General features: G+C 41.0%; 20 protein-coding genes. 18 read left to right on the forward strand and 2 right to left on the reverse strand.

What is annotated here, in order from left to right:
* The first annotated feature begins 158 nt into the window (after positions 1-158).
* The 13 genes from ACQKEZ_RS12085 (at position 159) to ACQKEZ_RS12145 (ending at position 11,764) form a co-directional block, all read left to right on the forward strand.
* Positions 159-623 carry a PTS sugar transporter subunit IIA gene (locus tag ACQKEZ_RS12085; protein ID WP_427301076.1) on the forward strand — a complete coding sequence of 155 codons (465 nt, stop codon included), beginning with the start codon at positions 159-161 and terminating at the stop codon, positions 621-623.
* A gap of 56 nt (positions 624-679) precedes the next feature.
* Positions 680-2,056: a PTS galactitol transporter subunit IIC gene (locus ACQKEZ_RS12090; protein ID WP_427301078.1), complete on the forward strand. Its 1,377-nt coding sequence runs from the start codon at positions 680-682 to the stop codon at positions 2,054-2,056.
* A gap of 18 nt (positions 2,057-2,074) precedes the next feature.
* On the forward strand, positions 2,075-2,353 hold the full coding sequence (locus ACQKEZ_RS12095) for a PTS sugar transporter subunit IIB (RefSeq protein ID WP_427301080.1): 279 nt from the start codon (positions 2,075-2,077) through the stop codon (positions 2,351-2,353).
* A 62-nt stretch (positions 2,354-2,415) separates the two neighbouring features.
* On the forward strand, positions 2,416-2,859 hold the full coding sequence (locus ACQKEZ_RS12100; protein ID WP_427301081.1) for a hypothetical protein: 444 nt from the start codon (positions 2,416-2,418) through the stop codon (positions 2,857-2,859).
* Complete coding sequence (locus ACQKEZ_RS12105) at positions 2,859-3,890, forward strand: zinc-dependent dehydrogenase (protein ID WP_427301083.1); 1,032 nt, start codon at positions 2,859-2,861, stop codon at positions 3,888-3,890. Before ACQKEZ_RS12100 ends, ACQKEZ_RS12105 begins: the two co-directional genes overlap by 1 nt.
* A 188-nt stretch (positions 3,891-4,078) precedes the next feature.
* Complete coding sequence (pdhA, locus tag ACQKEZ_RS12110; RefSeq protein WP_427301085.1) at positions 4,079-5,062, forward strand: pyruvate dehydrogenase (acetyl-transferring) E1 component subunit alpha; 984 nt, start codon at positions 4,079-4,081, stop codon at positions 5,060-5,062.
* A 17-nt stretch (positions 5,063-5,079) separates the two neighbouring features.
* Positions 5,080-6,075, forward strand: a complete 996-nt coding sequence (locus ACQKEZ_RS12115) for an alpha-ketoacid dehydrogenase subunit beta (RefSeq protein ID WP_427301086.1) — start codon at positions 5,080-5,082, stop codon at positions 6,073-6,075.
* A gap of 17 nt (positions 6,076-6,092) precedes the next feature.
* On the forward strand, positions 6,093-7,427 hold the full coding sequence (locus ACQKEZ_RS12120) for a dihydrolipoamide acetyltransferase family protein (protein ID WP_427301088.1): 1,335 nt from the start codon (positions 6,093-6,095) through the stop codon (positions 7,425-7,427).
* Between the two features lie 13 nt (positions 7,428-7,440).
* Complete coding sequence (gene lpdA / locus ACQKEZ_RS12125; RefSeq protein WP_427301090.1) at positions 7,441-8,832, forward strand: dihydrolipoyl dehydrogenase; 1,392 nt, start codon at positions 7,441-7,443, stop codon at positions 8,830-8,832.
* A gap of 16 nt (positions 8,833-8,848) precedes the next feature.
* Positions 8,849-9,550: an SDR family NAD(P)-dependent oxidoreductase gene (locus ACQKEZ_RS12130; RefSeq protein ID WP_427301092.1), complete on the forward strand. Its 702-nt coding sequence runs from the start codon at positions 8,849-8,851 to the stop codon at positions 9,548-9,550.
* Entirely contained in the window at positions 9,528-10,295 is a 768-nt protein-coding gene (locus ACQKEZ_RS12135) for an SDR family NAD(P)-dependent oxidoreductase (RefSeq protein ID WP_427301924.1), read from the forward strand. The genes ACQKEZ_RS12130 and ACQKEZ_RS12135 overlap by 23 nt, the downstream gene beginning before the upstream one ends.
* Positions 10,296-10,413: 118 nt before the next feature.
* On the forward strand, positions 10,414-11,370 hold the full coding sequence (locus ACQKEZ_RS12140) for a sugar-binding transcriptional regulator (protein WP_427301093.1): 957 nt from the start codon (positions 10,414-10,416) through the stop codon (positions 11,368-11,370).
* 64 nt (positions 11,371-11,434) lie between these two features.
* Positions 11,435-11,764, forward strand: coding sequence for a bh protein (locus tag ACQKEZ_RS12145; protein ID WP_427301095.1), 330 nt, complete (start codon positions 11,435-11,437; stop codon positions 11,762-11,764).
* 35 nt (positions 11,765-11,799) lie between these two features.
* Here the strand turns inward: ACQKEZ_RS12145 and ACQKEZ_RS12150 are convergent, their stop codons facing one another.
* Positions 11,800-13,122: an APC family permease gene (locus ACQKEZ_RS12150; RefSeq protein WP_427301096.1), complete on the reverse strand. Its 1,323-nt coding sequence runs from the start codon at positions 13,120-13,122 to the stop codon at positions 11,800-11,802.
* A gap of 325 nt (positions 13,123-13,447) precedes the next feature.
* Between ACQKEZ_RS12150 and ACQKEZ_RS12155 the strand changes: the two genes are divergently transcribed.
* On the forward strand, positions 13,448-14,398 hold the full coding sequence (locus ACQKEZ_RS12155; RefSeq protein ID WP_427301098.1) for a ring-cleaving dioxygenase: 951 nt from the start codon (positions 13,448-13,450) through the stop codon (positions 14,396-14,398).
* A gap of 48 nt (positions 14,399-14,446) precedes the next feature.
* On the opposite strand, the gene ACQKEZ_RS12160 is transcribed toward ACQKEZ_RS12155, so the two are convergent.
* The gene (locus ACQKEZ_RS12160) at positions 14,447-15,790 is read right to left on the reverse strand and encodes a S1C family serine protease (protein ID WP_427301099.1); all 1,344 of its coding nucleotides are present in this window, start codon (positions 15,788-15,790) and stop codon (positions 14,447-14,449) included.
* 169 nt (positions 15,791-15,959) lie between these two features.
* Here ACQKEZ_RS12160 and proG point away from each other — a divergent pair, with 169 nt between their 5' ends.
* The 4 genes from proG (at position 15,960) to ACQKEZ_RS12180 (ending at position 19,705) form a co-directional block, all read left to right on the forward strand.
* A complete protein-coding gene (gene proG, locus ACQKEZ_RS12165; protein WP_427301100.1) occupies positions 15,960-16,784 on the forward strand; it encodes a pyrroline-5-carboxylate reductase ProG in 825 nt (274 codons plus the stop codon).
* A gap of 189 nt (positions 16,785-16,973) precedes the next feature.
* Entirely contained in the window at positions 16,974-17,798 is an 825-nt protein-coding gene (locus ACQKEZ_RS12170) for a M55 family metallopeptidase (protein WP_427301102.1), read from the forward strand.
* A gap of 18 nt (positions 17,799-17,816) precedes the next feature.
* Complete coding sequence (locus tag ACQKEZ_RS12175) at positions 17,817-18,752, forward strand: ABC transporter permease (protein WP_427301103.1); 936 nt, start codon at positions 17,817-17,819, stop codon at positions 18,750-18,752.
* The gene (locus ACQKEZ_RS12180) at positions 18,749-19,705 is read left to right on the forward strand and encodes an ABC transporter permease (protein ID WP_427301104.1); all 957 of its coding nucleotides are present in this window, start codon (positions 18,749-18,751) and stop codon (positions 19,703-19,705) included. The genes ACQKEZ_RS12175 and ACQKEZ_RS12180 overlap by 4 nt, the downstream gene beginning before the upstream one ends.
* Positions 19,706-19,709 lie beyond the last annotated feature (4 nt).

Raw genomic sequence — 19,709 nt, forward strand, 5'->3', positions numbered from 1 at the left:
TTATAATTTCGAATATTATAATATCATTACAAAGGTAACAGTGTTGAACATTTTTAACAACATCCTTTTGAAAGCGCTTCGAAAAAGGAGGAGATTATGAGATTCTTTGCTTTTTTTGACATCTGTTCTGAATTATATCTAATGAAAGGGGTGGTTATTTGAACGATTTGTTTGAATTAGATGAGAAGCTTGTTGCACTACAGCTTGAGAAATCTTCAAGTGAGGAGGTGACAACGTACGTAGCAGATCAATTGAAGTTAAATGGATACATTAAGTCATCTTTTTTACCAGCAGTGCTGGAAAGGGAAAAAACATATCCAACTGGTTTACCACTCGCTTCATTTGGGGTTGCCATTCCGCACACTGACCCAGAGCATGTGAATCAACCAGCGATTGGTGTTGCGACATTAAAAGAGCCAGTGATATTTCGCATGATGGGTAATCCAAATGAAATGGTTCAAGCAAAGGTTGTTTTTGTACTAGCGATCTCTGAGCCTGATAAACAGCTTGTGATGCTAGAGAGATTGATGCAGCTCTTTAGAAAAGAAGAGGTTATGCTCCAATTAGCCAATATGACTTCTCCATCCGAAGCAGCAAATTTAATAAATCGTGAATTGAAATAATATGATTATCCAATCAATGTAAGCGTTTTACTTTTGGGAAATTAGGAGGTGGATCTATGATCAAGCAAGCAGTTGATTTTATATTAGACCTTGGACCAACGATTATGCTACCGATCATTATGACGCTTTTCGGAATGATTTTACGACAGGGTTTTAAAAAATCGTTTCGTGCGGGTATAACGATCGGTATCGGATTTGTCGGAGTCAATCTCGTCATTAACTTACTTGTTAGTGGGCTTGGACCTGCTGCACAAGCAATGGTGAACTCCCTTGGATTAAAGCTAGATATTTTGGATGTTGGCTGGCCAATTGGTGCTGCTATTTCCTTTGGTACACCTGTTGCTCCATTGATGATTCCTCTTGTCCTTTTACTAAATGTCATCTTGCTCTCAGTTAACTTTACGAAAACGTTAAACGTGGATATTTGGAATTTCTGGCATTTGATTTTTGCTGCCTCAGTTACTTACTATGCTTACAATAATATGTTTTTAGCACTTGCTGTTGGACTGATTGTCTCTGCGATTACACTCAAACTGGCAGACTGGACAGCACCAACGATTGAACACCACTTTGGTTTAAAAGGGGTGTCAATGGCACACGCTGAAACTGTTAACTTTGCACCAATCATGTACGCATCAAACAGAGTAATTGACAAAATTCCTGGTCTGAACAAAATTCATGCAGATCCTGAGACATTGAAAAAGCGTTTTGGTATCTTTGGTGAACCACTAATGATGGGCTTGATTCTTGGTATCATTATTGGATTACTTGGTGGTTACGATGCAAAAGGTGTCATGACACTTGGGATTCAAATGGCAGCAGTTCTTATATTGATGCCAAGAATGGTTGCCCTATTAATGGAGGGACTCATTCCTATTTCGGAGGGAGCACGCTCTTTTATTCAAAAGCGTTTCCCAGGAAAAGAAGTTTATATTGGACTTGATACAGCAATCGTCATCGGTCACCCAGCAAATATGGCTGTTGCTTTACTGATGGTGCCGATCACCATTTTGTTAGCAGTGGTTCTTCCTTATAATGGTATGCTGCCATTTGCTGATCTATCTGTTCTTCCGTTCACTGTCGTCTGGGCAGTAGCTGCTGCGCGTGGAAATATTATTCGTGGACTTATCAACAGTGTTTTTACATTAATGATCGTGTTCTTTATTGCGACAAACCTTGCACCGCTTGCAACGACTATGGGGAAAGCAGTTGGATTTGACTTCCCAGAGGGCGCTACGATGATTTCTGGAATTGACCTTGGTTCCCATGTGATTCCTTGGATTATTGTAAGACTGCTTGATCCTAGCAATCCTTATTTTATCGCAGCAATTGCCTGTGCAGTTCTATACGGCCTTCTTTGGTACTGGGTGCGAAACGATATTAAAAAGCAATATGCAAAAGAGATGGGTCTAGATCAGAAAAACCAATCATAATTGACGGAGGGGATTAGAATGGCGAAAAAAATTTTAGTATCATGCGGAACGGCTGTTGCAACATCAACTGTAGTGGCCAAAAAAGTAGAAGAAACATTAAAAGAAATGGGATACGATGTTGTGGTTGAGCAATGTAAGGCTTCAGAAGTTCCTCGAAAAGCAGAAGGTGCGGACTTAATTGTAACAACAACACCTGTGAGTGATACTGGTGGAACACCTGTTATACAAACGTTATCCTTTTTAACTGGTTTTGGTATTGAGGAAGATATAGAAAAAATTATTCAACATATTAGTTGAACTTGTACATCTGAGGGAGCTAGATCATTTGCTCCTTCAGATGTCAGAAAAGGAGGGATATCATGCAGCAACATGCTTATAGCCGAACTTCTGCCATGTTCTCAATTTTTCTTCCAGCCTGTTTGATTTTTATATTCTTTTTTTGGTCGATTTATATGTTACTCACTGCTGGTCCGCAGCCTATAGCAGTGTTAGGGGTTTATACATTGCCAATTCTAATCCTATCCAGCATATCTGGTCTTAATCAACCGACTTCTATCACCATCACTCAGCATGAGTTGAAAATTGGTGCCTTTGGTAGAGAACATAATTACGCACTAAAGGATATAAAAGGGAAATTGTTTCTTAAAGCATATCCTCATATCGGAAAACTATATGTCAGAGTAGGACCTACTCGTATTTTTGGCGGAAGGTATTGGATTTCGAGTGAAATGAGTGATTACAAAGTGCTTGTTCAAACACTTTATGAATTGGCTTTAGGTGATGAAAAGGAGGCTGACGCTTAGTGAAAGCAGCCGTATATTATACGCCGGAAGATATTCGTTATGAAGAGCGCACTGTTCCGCAGATTGGCGAGGAGGAAGTGCTCCTTCGCCTGCGTGCATGTGGATTATGTGGAACTGATATTTATAAAGCGACACACCAAACCGTTCCATCTGGCACTGTATTAGGGCATGAAATATCTGGGGATATTGTAGAAGTAGGCGACAAGGTAACTGGCTTTCAAAAAGGGGACCGCGTTTATGTTGCTCACCATGTTCCTTGCTTTACATGTGACTTTTGTCAAAGGGGATTTTACACAATGTGTTCGCAGTTCTCAGCGACAAATGTAGAGCCTGGCGGTTTTTCAGAATACATTCGCGTTCCCGCACTTCATGTGAAGCATACGATGGGCAAACTTCCAAATGATGTGTCCTATGAGCAGGGAGCGATGGTTGAACCAGTTGCTTGTTGTCTTCATGGTTTTGAAAGAGCCCCTGTACACCCAGGGGATGTGGTTCTCATTATGGGAGCAGGTCAAATCGGCTGTATTCAGCTACAGCTTGCCAAACATTATTTAGCTAAAAAAGTGATGATAACGGACGTGAATGAAAATCGGTTATTAAAAGCGAAAGAATTAGGAGCAGATGCTGTCTTAAATCCATCTTCTGAGCAAATCGTCAGCAGAGTATTAGATGAAACAAATGGAAAGGGAGCGGACCTGGTCATTATTTCTGTTGGGAGTAGCGCTCTGTTAAAAGAAGCATTTCAAGTAGTTTCTAGAGGTGGAACAATTTTAGTCTTTGCGCACTTCCCGAAGGGAGATGTGCCGATTCCAGCGGATCGCTTTTTCAATGATGAAGTAAAAGTCGTTGGCGCTTATTCTTCACATCCTTATCATTATGAAGAAGCGCTTCAATTATTAAAACAAGAAGTTGTGAATACGGAGCAAATGGTAACACATCGCTTTCCTTTAAGTAAACTTCTTGGGGCAATTGAGTGTGCTAAGCATCCGAAGGGTCAGAGTGTAAAAATCATGATGTCCCCTGATGAGTAACGGGTGAGTGTGTATGTAGAAAAGAGAAAGAGAAGTTCTTTACAGAAAAAGGGCTTTGCCTTTCTCTTTTTTTCGTTCTATATGAAACCGCTTAAAAAATGTTGTGAAATGCTTGACTTCAAAAGGAGATAAACGTATGATTATTACAAATGTAACTATTGAGAACAAATGTAAAGGGGAGAAAAAAGATGCAAAAACAATTAACTCTGCCTGGACAGATTAGTCATGAGAAGTTGTCAGAACTATACAAACAAATGTGGTTAGTTAGATATTTTGATGAAAAAGTAGATCAGTTTTTTGCAAAAGGATTGATTCATGGTACAACACACCTTTGTGTTGGACAGGAAGCAACAGCAGTCGGTTCAATTGCAGTATTAAAGGAAGAAGATAAGATTATCAGTACCCACCGTGGTCATGGACATTGTATTGCTAAAGGAGCCGAGGTCAATAAAATGATGGCCGAGCTATTCGGTCGTGAAACCGGATATTGTAAAGGGAAGGGTGGATCAATGCACATTGCCGACTTAGAAAAAGGAAATCTAGGAGCTAACGGAATTGTTGGAGGCGGTATCCCGCTTGCAACTGGTGCCGCTCTTACTTCTAAGATGAAAAAAGAAGGCTACGTTGTTCTTTGCTTCTTCGGAGACGGTGCTACAAATGAAGGTAGTTTTCATGAGGCAATCAACCTTGCATCCATTTGGGATTTACCAGTTGTGTTTATTTGTGAAAATAACCAATACGGAATGTCTGGATCAGTCAAAGAAATGATGAAGATTGAACATATTGCTGAGAGAGCGCAAAGCTACGGAATTCCTGGTAAAACAGTTGATGGGAATGACATGATCGACATTATGAATACTGTAGATGAAGCAGTTGTACGGGCGAGAGCTGGAGAAGGTCCTTCATTAATTGAAATGAAAACGTATCGCTGGAAAGGGCACTCAAAGAGTGATGCGAAAAAATATCGTACACGTGAAGAAGAAACTGAGTGGAGACAAAGAGATTGCATAAAACGTTTTAAAGCTTTGTTGATCGATATGAACGTTTTAACAGAAGATGAGGCAAATCAGCTTCAAGAAGAGGCAAAGAAAGAAATTGAAGATTCCGTTGAATTTGCAAAAAACAGTAAAGAACCATCAATTGATACGTTATTAGAGGATGTATACGCCTAATTCGGGAGGGAATTCACGTGACAAAAACAACGACTAGAGAAATTTCTTATTTAGAAGCGGTAAGAGAAGCAATGAGTCAAGAAATGCGTGCAAATCAGGATGTGTTTATTTTAGGCGAAGACATTGGTGTGTATGGAGGAGCGTTTGGTGTCACTCGTGGGATGATTGAAGAGTTTGGACCAGAACGAGTTCGGAATACACCGATTTCTGAAGCGGCAATTGCTGGTGGAGCTGTTGGAGCAGCTCTTACGGGAATGCGCCCAATCCTAGAGTTACAGTTCTCTGATTTTATCACAATCGCAATGGATCAGCTTGTGAACCAAGCGGCAAAAACGCGTTACATGTTTGGTGGAAAAGGAAAGGTGCCATTAGTCGTAAGAACACCTGCTGGATCTGGTACAGGAGCGGCTGCTCAGCATTCCCAAAGTCTTGAAGCATGGATGGCTCATATTCCAGGATTGAAAGTCGTTCAACCTTCAACTGCTTATGATGCGAAAGGGCTTTTAAAAGCTGCAATAGATGATGACAACCCCGTCATTTTTTATGAGCACAAGCTTCTTTATAAAACATCTGGTGAAGTACCTGAAGAGTCTTACTCTATCCCTCTTGGAAAAGCAGATGTGAAGCGAAGCGGTAAAGATGTCACGATTGTGGCAACAGCGATCATGGTGCATAAAGCTTTAGAAGCAGCAAAGGAATTAGAGGCAGAAGGAATTGACGTAGAAATTATTGATCCAAGAACGCTAGTCCCACTTGATGAGGAAACAATTGTGGAATCGGTGAAAAAGACAGGAAAACTCATTGTTGTCCATGAGGCTGTCAAACGTGGAGGCTATGGCGGAGAGATTGCTAGTATGATTGCTGAGAGCGAAGCCTTTGACTACTTAGATGCACCGATTAAACGACTTGGCGGACTACCAGTGCCAGTCCCTTATAACCCAACACTTGAAAAAGCCGTGATTCCACAAGTGCCGGATATTATTGAAGCAGCAAAAGAGCTCGTACGCTCTTAAATAAAGGGGGGAATACCATGCCAAATGAGATTTTTATGCCGAAGCTAAGTAGTACGATGGAAGTTGGTACCTTACTTCAATGGTTGAAAGAAGAAGGAGATTCGGTTGAAGTTGGTGAGCCTCTTTTTGAAATTATGACAGATAAGATCAATATTGAGGTTGAAGCTTATGATGACGGTATTTTGATTAAAAAGTATTATGAAGCTGACGATGAAATACCGGTAAACGCTGTGATTGGTTACATTGGAGAAGCTGGAGAAAAGGTGCCAGATGTAGCGCCAGCCTCATCTGATGAAACCACAGAGACAGATGCTGAAGCAACTGGAACAGGTAGTGCTGCATTAGAGACTAGCACAGATCAGAGATCAGAGAGTGAGAAAGTTCGTGCAACACCTGCTGCTAGAAAGACAGCAAAGGATCATGAAGTCGTTCTTCAAGAAGTGTCTGGTACTGGACCTAAGGGCAGGGTACAAAAACGAGATGTGCAAGCATTCGTCATCGAAGTCCCAGAAGGTCAGCGTATTTCACCACTTGCTGAAAAAATGGCAAAAAGTGAAGGAATTGATTTAGCAAATGTGACAGGAACGGGCGCGCATGGCAAGATCATGAAGGATGATTTACAAGCATCAGCAGGCAAACAAAAAGTGACGAATCAAGAAGCACCACTGGAAAAACGTAAGCTTGCCGGCATGAGAAAAGTGATCGCAGATCGTATGTCACAAAGTGCATTTACAGCTCCTCACGTGACCTTAACAAGTGAAATTGATATGACAAAAGCAAAAGAGATTCGTGCTCAATTATTACCTTCGATTGAAAAAGAGACCGGATACAGATTGTCATTTACAGAAATCATCATTCATGCAGTAAGTAAAGTGCTTTCACGTCACCCGCACATGAACATGACATTTGAAAAGAATGAGCTTACTTTCCACGAAGCGGTTCATATTGGCTTGGCAGTCGCCGTTCCAGATGGACTGATGGTACCAGTAATCCCTCATGCTAATAAAAAAGGCTTGAAACAACTGACTGTAGAAGCAAAAGAGATCGGGAAAAATGCACGTGAACAAAAACTATTACCAGATCAGTTGAAGGGCTCAACTTTTACCATTAGTAATTTAGGAATGTATGCCATTGATACTTTTACACCAATTATCAATCAACCAGAGGTGGCCATTTTAGGTGTTGGTAGAATTCAAGAAAAACCAGTTGTTGTAGGTGGAGAGATTCATGTCAGACCGATGATGGGCGTGAGTTTATCCTTTGATCACCGAGCTGTCGATGGTGCGCCAGCAGCTGCATTTTTAACCGATTTAAAAAATGTGCTAGAACAGCCATTTGAATTGCTAATGTAGGAGATGAATAGGCATGACAAAAAACTATGATCTTGCTGTAATCGGTGGGGGGCCAGGCGGATATACCGCTGCGCTCCATGCGGCTGAGCTTGGACAAAAGGTAGCACTGATTGAAGAGAGCTTTTTAGGCGGTACGTGCCTGAATAGAGGCTGTATTCCTTCAAAGACATTATTAAAGCATGCAGAAGTCATTGAATCAATTGAAAAGGCAAAAAGCTGGGGAATTGAAACGGGTGAGCTTGCTTTCTCTTTTGAAAAAATGAAAAAACGAAAAGACGATGTCATCGAGAAGCTAAGGGCTGGCGTTGCTTTTCTACTAAAGCAAGGAAAAATTGATGTGTACGAAGGCAGAGGCACAGCTGTATCGAAACACCGGATAGATATCGTGAAAGCAGATGGTACTGAATCAATCGAAACGAAGCATTTACTCATCGCGACGGGCTCATCACCTGCCATCCCGCCGATTCAAGGTTTAAAGGATGTCAATTTTGATACAAGTGATACCATTTTTGACATCGCTGATATCCCGGCATCTGTTGTCATTATTGGGGGCGGTGTAATCGGACTGGAACTTGCCTGTATATTTAACAGTTTAAAGTCAAAGGTCACGATTATAGAGGCAGCTCCTTCCATTATTCCACAAGAAGATGAAGAAGCATCTAAGCTGCTAGAAAAAGAACTGAAGAAAAAGGGAATTCATATTGCGAAAAAAACAACTGTAACAGAAGTGACAGAAAGTGAAGGTGTAAAAGCGGTTCACGCTTCAGATGATAAAGGAGAAGCTCAGATTTTCACCGCTGAAAGATTGCTAGTTTGCGTAGGACGTAAGCCGAATCTATCAGCTGTGAGTGAACTTGCACTTGAGAAGGACGGACCTTTTATTAAAGTAGATGAACGGATGGAAACCAGCGTAAAAGGTGTATATGCAGTAGGTGATGTTGCAGGTGGATATCAGCTAGCACATGCAGCGATGGCAGAAGCAACAGTTGCAGCAGAAAATGTAAATGGTGGCCATGAAAAAATGAATTCAAAAGTCGTTCCACGTTGTATTTATACATTGCCCGAGGTTGCGAGTGTAGGGATGACTGCAAAAGATGCTGAATCACAAGGACTTTCAGTCAAAACGGAGCGGTTTGACCTTGCAGCAAGCGGTAAAGCATTGGCAGCTGGCGAGACATCAGGCTTTATCAAAATTGTATATGATCAGCAATATGGTGAAATCATTGGGGCAACCATGGTCGGTCCGCATGTGACTGAAATGATTACAGAAGCGTCGTCCTTTATGTATTTGGAAGGTACAGCAGAAGAAATGGCGAAAATGATTCACCCGCACCCGACAATCTCAGAAGGATTTTATGAAGGTGCACTCAATATCGTCAGCAAATTAAGAAAACAACAGGGATAAAAAGGAATGGGAGGAGATGCATGTGCATGTCCAGCTTCATCAGAAAGTGGCACTTGTAACAGGTAGCACCGATGGATTTGGAGAAGACATCTGCTTGGCACTTGGCCGAGCAGGTGCACATGTTTTTGCACACACATTTGATGATCAAGTAAAGGCTGAGGCAATCTGTGATGCTGTGCGGAAAGAAGGCGGAAAGGCAAGTGTGATTGTGAGTCCGTTAACGATGCCGAATGATGCAAATGTAATGGTCAAACAAGTGATTGATACATGTGGTGCACTACACATATTAGTGAATCAAGCAGAAAAAGCAAGTGATGCTAGCCTTGAAGAATTGAGTGATTTGACATGGATAGATGCTGTTGAAGCGACAGTGAATTCAGCCTTCCTTTCATGTCAGGCAGCAGCTAGGCACATGCTAGAACAAAAAGAAGGCTGTGTGATTAACGTGTCCTCATCTGCAAGTGTAACAGGAGATGGTGGGATTGCATACGCAACATCGAAAAGTATGTTGAATGCAATGACGAAAGGGCTGTCGCGTGAGCTTAAAGGACAAGGAATTCGGGTTCTAGGGCTTGCTCCACCGCCTCTTCATCTTCAGAATAATAACAAGCAAATTTTAGGAAGTGTCGCCCATATGACAGTCTTTTTAAGCTCAGCATATGGTGCGTTTACTGACGGAGAAACGATTATGCTTGATGGGGGTGAAAGTGCTGGGTAATTTAAAAAAACCAGTCCTCATTGTTGGCGGCGCTCAAGGGATAGGCAGAGAAATTGCCGAGCGTTTTCTAAGAGATGGTCACTGTGTTGCAGTGGCAGATATTGATGAAAAGGGGCTTTCTTCTTTTAAAGAAAAACACCCGAGTCTTCTCACCTTTCAAGTGGATGTCTCATCATGGGAAAGTGTCAGTCAGATGATCGCGTCTGCAGAGCTCGAATCAGGTGGTATTCATACACTTGTCTATTCTGCGGGAATGACAAGATCCTTACCTTTTTTGGATGTCGATTTCTCTCTTTGGAAAAAAACGCTGGCTGTGAATTTGCACGGTCTTTTTTATTCAATCAAAGCACTGACACCTTATCTGTTTAAACGCAAGGAAGGCAGTATGATCATCATTGGATCAGGCTCTGCGATCACAGGATCAGGGGGCGGAATTCAATATTACGCCTCGAAAGCTGGCGCCTTTGGACTGATGCGATCACTCGTCAAAGAACTTGGAAGACATCAGATTCGTATGAATGTCATCGCTCCACGTGTGATTGAATCTCAAATGCTCGATGTTCTATATCCAACGAAACAGGATAAAGAGAAGCTGATGGATTTGATCCCAATTGGAAGGCTAGGAAAGCCAGAGGATATTTCCGAACTGACGACATTTTTAAGTAGTGATGCAGCTAGCTATATTCATGGGCAGATTCTTTTATTAGACGGCGGGAGAACATATCAGCCGAAATATGAGCATTAAAGGAAAAAGAGCGAAGAAATGATCGCTCTTTTCTTGTTATTTCTATAACAATTGTTCCAATTGGAAACGAATGTTTGGTATACTGGGAATCATAGTATATTAAAAGGATGATGTCACAATGTTGAATTGGGAAGAAAGAAGACAGCTCGTCAAGGTTGCTCATCTATATTATACAGACGGCTGGACACAGCAACAGATTGCGAAAAAGTTAAGTGTTTCTCGACCAGTCATTTCAAAACTTTTGCAAAAAGCGAAAGATGTAGGGATTGTCGAAGTGTATATTAAAGACGAAAGTATCCATACAGTTGAACTGGAACAACAGCTTGAAAAGACTTTTCAATTGACTGATGCGGTCGTTGTGCCAAGTGTAGGTACAATGTCTGAAATGGTCAAGCGAGCTGTCGGTCAAGCAGGCGCTTATTATCTCTCAAAAAATATGAAAGATGCAGATCAAATTGGCATCTCTTGGGGCACAACACTTGCAGAACTAGTGAAGGAATATCCATTTGAACGAAGAAGCAATGTGAAAGTCATTCCTCTTGAAGGTGGGATGGGTAGACAGGCTGTGGATATTCATGCGAACCAGTTGGCGTATGAGCTAGCGAAGAAAATGAATGGTACGTGCTCTTATTTATACGCACCAGCGATTTTGGAAACAGAAGAATTGAAAGAACGACTCATGGCAATGCAGGATATTGAAGCTGTTTTAGAAGAAGGCAAAAATGTCGATATTGCCCTCATTGGAATCGGAAATCCCCACAAAGGCTCTACATTAAAAACGGTTGGCTATTTAAAGGATGAGGATCTATCTGGTCTTCGTCAATCAGGAGCGGTTGGCGATATTGGCTTTAGGTTTTTTGATGGAGAAGGGAATCCGGTTCAAGAAGAGCTGAATCAAAAAGTCATCGGTCTCTCCTTAGATCAGTTAAAAAAAGTCAACAAAGTGATAGCGGTTGTCGAAGGAACTCATAAAGCTGAAAGTACCCTTGGTGCATTAAATGGTGGATTCATCAATGTACTTGTGACAGATGAATTGACAGCGTCGGCCATTTTAAAAGAAGCATCACTGAAATAAAAATTGATTTGCTTGTAGTATAATAAAGGGAGAACAACATCAAACGAGAAAGGAGTTGTGTATCTTGAAGCAGACCGAAATGGAAGCAAATCTTCACTGTACTCGGTGCCAAGAAGAGACCCTCCACACCATCGTTTATGTAAATGACAAAATGAAAAGTGTAGAGTGTACGGAATGTCAGCAAAAGATCAACATTCAAGTAGATGTCATGAAAGAATTTTACAAGGAAGTATATGAAAAAATTTCTACAAAACCAAAGCGAATTACGCAGGAATATAAGGCGAACTTAAATGGATTTATCTCAAGACTGCCGATCAGAGTCCTTAGCAAGCCATACAGGCTGATGAGATATCTCAACGAATCCTATAAAGTCATTAAACAATACAAAAAATAAAGCAGAGCCCCTTTGTTGTGGTCTCTGCTTTTTGATTATGCTTTTTGATTTTGGCTTCGTTTCAAGAAATAGTAAACGGGAAGTCCGGCAATGCCGATGAGCATGGATAATAGACAGCTAAGAAAATCCGTCATCATTGTACTAATTAAAACAAACAGTGAGCCGATAATCGCTAAAATCGGTGTAAAAGGATAGAGAGGTACACTGTAAGTGCGTTCTATTCCTTTGTTTTGCTTTCTTAATTTGAAAACAGCGAAAAACGCCATAACATAGAAAATATAAATCATGAAAATAGAGATTTCAGACAGCTTTTCTGGATTGCTTACAATCATGAAAACAATGGCAATGAAGATTTGGACCGTCACAGCCATCCAAGGTGTCTTAAATGTAGGATGAATACGTGAAATCATATGAGCGAATGGAATTTGATTTCTCTCAGCCATTGCAAAAATGACGCGTGGGAATGATAAGATTTTTCCATTTAAACACCCAAAGATACTAATGATAATGCCGATACTAATTAACTTCCCACCAATTGGACCGAACAGCATAGTAGCAGCAGTGCTTGTCGCATTCTCGCCAAGCTGAACAATTTGATTTGCTGGCAGTACATGAAGCAATGCTAAATTAATAAATAAGTAGCTTGCGGTAACGATGAGAATTCCACCCGCCATTGCTCGCGGTAGCAGTTTTTCAGGATTCTTCATTTCTCCACCGAGTGCTGCGAGTAAAATCCAGCCATCATAAGCAAAAAGAGTCGCAAGGATTGCCGCGCCAAAATTCATCTGAGAAATACTTTCGTTGACCGCGGTGAAAATGTGCTCATTGCCTTTCCAAAGCCCAAACACAATGATGGCGGCAATTGGGACAAGCTTTCCGATTGTCGTCACTGCTTGTACGAACCCACCGTATTTTGTTCCGATAATATTAATGAGACATAAAAAGATCACAGCTATGATACCAATGGCAACAGACCAATGTTGAGAAAACGAAAATAAATTTGCTAATAAAGAACCAAAATATAGGCCAAGTGCTCCAATGATAGCAGGACCATAAATGATAATCTGTACCCAGCCACATAAGTAGCCCCAGAACTCGCCATATACTTCTTCAAGGTATGCATAAAGCCCACCAGTTCTAGGGATTTGTGTGCCGATCTCAGCGACTGTTAAACCACCAGCAAGTGTTAATATCCCTCCTAGGAGCCAAGCAAATAGTGCGATGTCAGAGCTACCTGAATAAGAGAGAACATTGCCTGGTTTCATAAATACACCTGAGCCAATGATCGTTCCGATGACGAGAGAGAGGGCAAAGAATAAGCCGATTTCTTTTTTTAATGCTGGTTGTTCATTGTTCATTTTCACACGCCTCCTGCACCACAATAACACGTTAATTGAATGTATTTTCATCATTGTAATACGATTTTAGGAAAACAAGAATTAAAAAAATTTTCTGATTTTCTTATTTTTCCAATGAAAGTGATCATTTAGTCCATTTTCACATATGATAATCTACTAATAAACGAACATTAAACGTTTTATAGACATTAAACATTAATATAAATGGTGAAAGCCGAACAACCATAGAACGAGCCAGAAAGGTTGACTTTTTTTGAAAAATAACCTATTTTATTCATAAAGATATTATCTTGAATTCGAGATAATCAAAACGGGAGTGATAAACATGAGAATTAATGGAATCCATCATGTGTCTGCACTTACAGCAGATGCGCAAAAGAATCTGAATTTTTATCGTCAAGTGCTCGGCTTAAAATTAGTGAAAAAAACAGTGAATCAGGATGACCCTTCAATGTATCATTTATTTTATGGAGATGAGGTGGCTTCACCTGGTACGGAATTAACCTTTTTTGAAATTCCTATGCTGGCACGCCGTTTGAACGGGACGAACGCAATATCAGCAACAGGACTTATCGTTTCGTCAAGTGACGCGTTAGCTTTTTGGAAAGCGCGTTTTGAAGAGAAAGGTGTAACGAGCGGTGAGCAGACGATCAGAGGTGGAAGACCAACCTTGCGTTTTGAAGATCACGAAGGGCAACAGCTATTTCTTACAGTAGAGGCGCATCATGAAACACAAAGTGAATCACCTCATCATCATGAGATTCCGGCTGAATTTGCAATTAAAGGACTTGGGCCAATTGAATTGACTGTATCTCGCCTAGAGAGGACACATCAAGTGTTAACGGAAATACTTGGTTTTCAGGAAAAAACAAGTGAGAAGATGAAAGGGAATATGTCTCTTTATATATTGGAATCAGGTGATGGAGGAGCGGGAACCGAGGTTCACTTAATTGAACAAGCTGAAGGGCCTAATGAAAGATCTGGCAGAGGAAGCGTTCATCACGTTGCATTTCGAGTAGAGAATGCAGATGAGTTAGCGAAATGGCATCAAAAAATAACAAATGCTGGTTTTACCAATTCAGGAGTAGTGGAACGTTATTACTTCAAAGCTCTCTACTTTAGAGAGCCAAATGGAATCTTATTTGAAATTTCGACAGATGGTCCTGGTTTTACTGTGGATGAAGAAGTAGAGCACCTAGGGAAAACGCTGGCACTCCCGCCGTTTTTAGAGCACAAGCGTGAGGAGATCGAAAAGCGCCTTGTACCGCTTCACTAATTGACAAAAAGAGCAGCTCAGTAAAACTTGAACTGCTCTTTTTTTTATTTATGAAGTGACTTGCTGAGATTTTGTTAATGCCACTGTTTTCGTCATTTCTTTTCCATTCCTTACTAAAGTGATTTTGACAGTTTCACCAATTTTAGCGTTTGTGTAAAGAGCGTTGCGTAATCCACTTCCTGTTTCCACTTTTTTACCATTGATGGCAACAATGATATCTTCTGCTTTTAAGCCTGCTTGAGATGCTGGTGAGCCAGAAGCCACTTCCTTCACATAGACACCTTGATCAAGCTGATTATTAGAAAGCCCGAGTGTATCCTTTTGGTAGGCATCTGGAACTTGTTCAAGATCAAGCATGCTGATTCCAATATAAGGACGTTCAATTTTCCCTTTAGATAATAGTTGTTCAGCAATTGGTTTTACATCATTCATCGGGAGTGCAAAGCCAATTCCTTCAACACCTGTTTCAGAAATTTTCATGCTTGTGATGCCAACCACCTTTCCATCTGTCGTTAAAAGAGGCCCGCCACTATTTCCGGGATTAATGGCTGCGTCTGTTTGAATGACATTGATGCTGCTTTCTCCAGCAGAGGTCGTCATGGATACAGTTCGATCAACGCCACTGACAATCCCTTGTGTGACAGTTCTTGATAAATCTTCACCAAGCGGATTTCCGATGGCAATGACTGTTTCACCAGCACGAAGTGAAGAAGAATCGCCTAGTGAAGCAACCTTTGTAACCTTTGCACTACTGATTTCAACGACAGCCAAGTCAGTAAGAGGATCAGAACCAACAATAGTTCCTTCTATGGTAGAACCGTCATGTAAGGAGACAGTCAGTTTATTTGCTCCCTCGATGACGTGATTATTTGTGATAATATATGCTTTATTTCCTGATTTTTTAAAAATAACACCTGATCCAGTACCGCTTTCTTCTTCTTGACTGCTACTGCTTTGATCCTGGCTGGATTGATCATTTGGTATACTTGAATCGTCAAAATTCGTAGACTGTGATTGCTTTTGATAGTTTGTGATTCCTACAATAGAAGGAGATACGTCTTCTACCATATTCGATATATCTGAAGAAGAAGTCCCAGTTTGAACTGTTGATGTTGTTTTAGTTGTATTTGAGTCAGAGTTACTGGTCGATACGGCTTCTGTTTTGGCAGTCGTGCTGTTCTGCGTGGATTCGCTTGCGCTTTGCGCATAGGGCGTTAAAATATAAACGCCAAGCGCTAGTGTACCGCCGGCAACACCGCTTATAATAGGTTTAAACCAGCCGAAGTTTTTCCGTCTTTTTGGTTGGAGCTTCTCTACAGTTTGTGTAGCAGGTGTTTCGGTTTTTTGTAATTCGCCTGTTTGTTGGTGGTCATCATTGTAGTTGTTTGTCATTAAGATCACTCTCTTTCAAATCAAATTTTAAGTATCTATGTTGAATGAAGATGTCATGTTTGTTTCGCTTGGTGTTATCGTAAAGAAAAAATGTGGGATAAAAATGAAAACATTGTGGGAAATTGTTAAAATGAACAGGAGAATGAATAGAAGACAGAGGAGTTTTGTTGTGAATACAATCGGAATCATAGGTTATGGTAGTATGGCTGATATGATGGTGCAAAAATGGCTTGAAGCCGGCACTTTAGATGCAAAACAGCTGATGATCCATACAAGAAGTGAAAATGAACGATTAGAAAAGCTAAGGAATATCTATCAGGAAGTATCCGTCTGTTCGATAACGGATCTGGTGACAAATTGTGATCTTATTTTTATTTGTGTACCGCCACTGACTGTCCAACAGGTGCTAGGTCAAACGCGTCGTTCAGATAAACGAATTCATTTCGTTTCAATTGCAGCGGCTGTTACATTAGAAAACCTTGAGAAGTGGACGGATCAGCCAGTATCTCGCTATATTCCTACACTTACCTCGGCAGTTGGAACTGGCGTGTCACTTGTGGCTCATGGTGAAGGGGTGCAACGAGAAGAAAAGGAGTCGATGCACCTGTTGCTTTCTGTGTTTAGTATCGTTCGAGAGATGAGTGAGGACAAGTTTGATGCAGCAAGTAACTTAACAAGCTCCTCTCCAGGTTTTATTGCAGCGATTTTTGAGGAGATGTCACAAGCCGCCGCAAGAAACAGCAGTCTTTCACTTGAAGAAGCGTATGAGTTTCTTACATATGCTTTACTTGGAACAGGACAAGTGCTCATTGAAAGAGGAATGACGTTCGCTGAAACCGTTGAAAGGGTCGCAACAAAGGGAGGCATTACCGGTGAAGGTGCAGCAGTCATCCAACAACAAGCCCCAGCGATGTTTGATGAGTTATTCAAGCAAACATTGCGGAAGTATGAACAGTTGAAATCACAAATAAATGATCCACATGAACACCACTAAAGACATAGTTAGTGGTGTTTTATTTGTCAAAAATATCCTCTTTTTTAACCTCTTTTTTCCTATATTACATGAGACTAAACTCCTTATTTTCGCAAATTGTATTGAAAAATCGATCAAGTTCTCATATAATTTCTTAGAAAATTCAGAAAAATAAAAACAAATTTTAAATTTAATTTGAGGGGGATGAGGATGAAGCTCTATTTATCCGTTGATATGGAAGGAATTACTGGTCTTGCTGATCATACATTTGTAGATTCGAGTAAGCACAACTATGAACGTGGCAGAAAAATCATGACTGGGGAAGTAAATGCTTGTGTGGAGGCTATGGTGAAAAACGGGGCGGAAGATATTCTAGTCAATGATAGTCATTCAAAAATGAATAATCTACTCATTGAGGAGCTTCATGAAGAAGCCACACTCATTTCCGGAGATGTTAAACCCTTTTCAATGGTACAGAGCCTTGATCAATCGTACGATGCGGCTGTGTTTTTAGGGTATCATGCGAGAGCATCTATGAGAGGGGTCATGTCGCACAGCATGATATTTGGTGTGAGACATTTTTACATAAATGATCATCCGATTGGTGAGATGGGATTTAATGCGTATGTCGCTGGATATTACGGAGTTCCGGTGATTCTTGTAGCTGGCGATGATCAAGCAGCACTTGAAGCTGAGGGACTCATTGATGGAGTGAAAACGGCTGTTGTAAAGGAGACCATCTCAAGGTCAGCGGTGAAGTGCTTGACTCCCACAAAAGCACAAAAGCGAATTGCGGAAGCAACCGAAAGGGCAATAGCGGATATGGCCAAAATAAAACCTTTAACACCCCCTGATAAACCAATCCTCCGTATTGAATTTGCCAACTATGGACAAGCGGAATGGGCAAATTTGATGCCAGGTACAGAGATCGAAAATGGATCGACCATCGTCAGGTTTGAAGCGAAACATATATTAGAAGCCTATCAAGCGATGCTCGTCATGACGGAGCTTGCCCAACGAACGACATTTAGTTAAATAAGGGGGAGACAAGAGATGACTAGCTTTTTGCTCAAACGCTTCATTGCCATGCTTGCCACCATTTTAACAATCACAACATTAACCTTTATCTTAATGAAGGTCATCCCCGGATCACCTTTCAATGAAGAGAGAAATACAAATGAAACCGTCCAACAAAACCTCGAAAGCTACTATCACTTAGACGAACCACTATTCGTTCAATATATGATCTATTTAAAATCGATTGTGACGTTTGATTTTGGTCCTTCTATCAAAAAACCCTCTGAGAGCGTCAATGACTTGCTTGCCAGAGGATTTCCTGTCTCATTAGAACTTGGTCTTATTTCTATTACGATCGCAGTCCTTTCCGGCATTATTTTAGGGGTGGTCGCTGCTCTTCGCCATAATGGTTTTATAGATTACATCGCCATGACCATTGCTGTCTTCGGTATATCCATTCCAAACTTTATTTTTGCAACCTTACTGATTCAACAATTTGCTGTGAATCTACACATGTTTCCGACTGCTACTTGGACAAGCCCTTTGCATATGGTACTTCCAACCGTTGCTCTTGCAGTTGGCCCAATGGCGATCATTGCGAGGCTGACTAGATCAAGCATGATTGAGGTGCTCACGCAGGATTATATTCGAACCGCAAAGGCGAAGGGACTTGCGCCATTTAAAATTATTGTGAAACACGCATTAAGAAATGCCCTTTTACCAGTCATTACGATTCTTGGCACGCTCGTTGCCAGTATTTTAACTGGGAGCTTTGTCATTGAAAAGATATTTGCCATTCCGGGCATGGGGAAGTACTTTGTCGAAAGTATTAATAATCGGGATTATCCTGTCATTATGGGTACGACCGTTTTTTATAGTCTTATATTAATTGTTTTACTCTTCATTGTTGATGTAGCTTACAGCTTGCTTGATCCACGTATTCAGCTTCATAAAAAAGGAGGGAGGGCATGAGTTTATACGTTCGGCGTGATGAAACAAGCAGATCCTCTCATGTTCCTGATGAATGGTTCGCTCAGAAAGAGAAGAGAAAGCATGAAACACATGTCATCAAAAGACCTTCACTATCTTATTGGGCAGACGCTTGGAGAAGGCTCAAGAAAAATAAATTGGCCATGTTCAGCCTATCTGTATTAATCTTTCTTTTTTTTATGGCTCTTATCGGCCCACTACTTGCGCCGAATAGTGTGACAGCACAGCATTTATCCATGCAAAACTTACCGCCGTCAGCTATGCATTGGTTTGGAACGGATGAGCTTGGACGAGATGTGTTTACACGTACTTGGTATGGGGCGCGTATTTCTCTTTTTGTTGGTGTGATGGCAGCTTTTATCGACTTTGCTATTGGAGTGATTTATGGCGGTGTTGCTGGTTATAAAGGTGGCAAATACGATCATGTGATGATGCGAATCATTGAGGTGTTATATGGTTTGCCTTACTTGCTTGTTGTCATATTACTAATGGTTCTCATGGGACCAGGACTATTAACAATCATCGTTGCTTTAACTGTAACAGGATGGATTGGGATGGCGAGGATTGTAAGGGGACAGGTTCTTCAGCTAAAAGAACAAGAATATGTGTTAGCGTCCAAAACATTTGGAGCAAGCAGTCTGCATATTATTCGCAAGGGTTTGCTGCCAAATACGATGGGACCTATTATCGTCCAAATGACGTTAACTGTACCGACCGCTATTTTTGCCGAAGCCTTCCTTAGCTTTCTCGGACTCGGTATTCAGGCGCCGTTTGCGAGCTGGGGTGTAATGGCAAATGATGCATTGCCGACAATATTGTCAGGCCATTGGTGGCGGCTGTTCTTTCCAGCCTTTTTTATCTCTTTGACCATGTTTTGTTTTAATAATTTAGGGGATGGCTTGCAAGACGCACTTGATCCGAAGATGAGGAGGTAAACAC

It is taken from the genome of Bacillus sp. NPDC077027 (assembly GCF_050269555.1).
In the GTDB taxonomy this organism is placed as follows: Bacteria; Bacillota; Bacilli; order Bacillales; family Bacillaceae; genus Bacillus.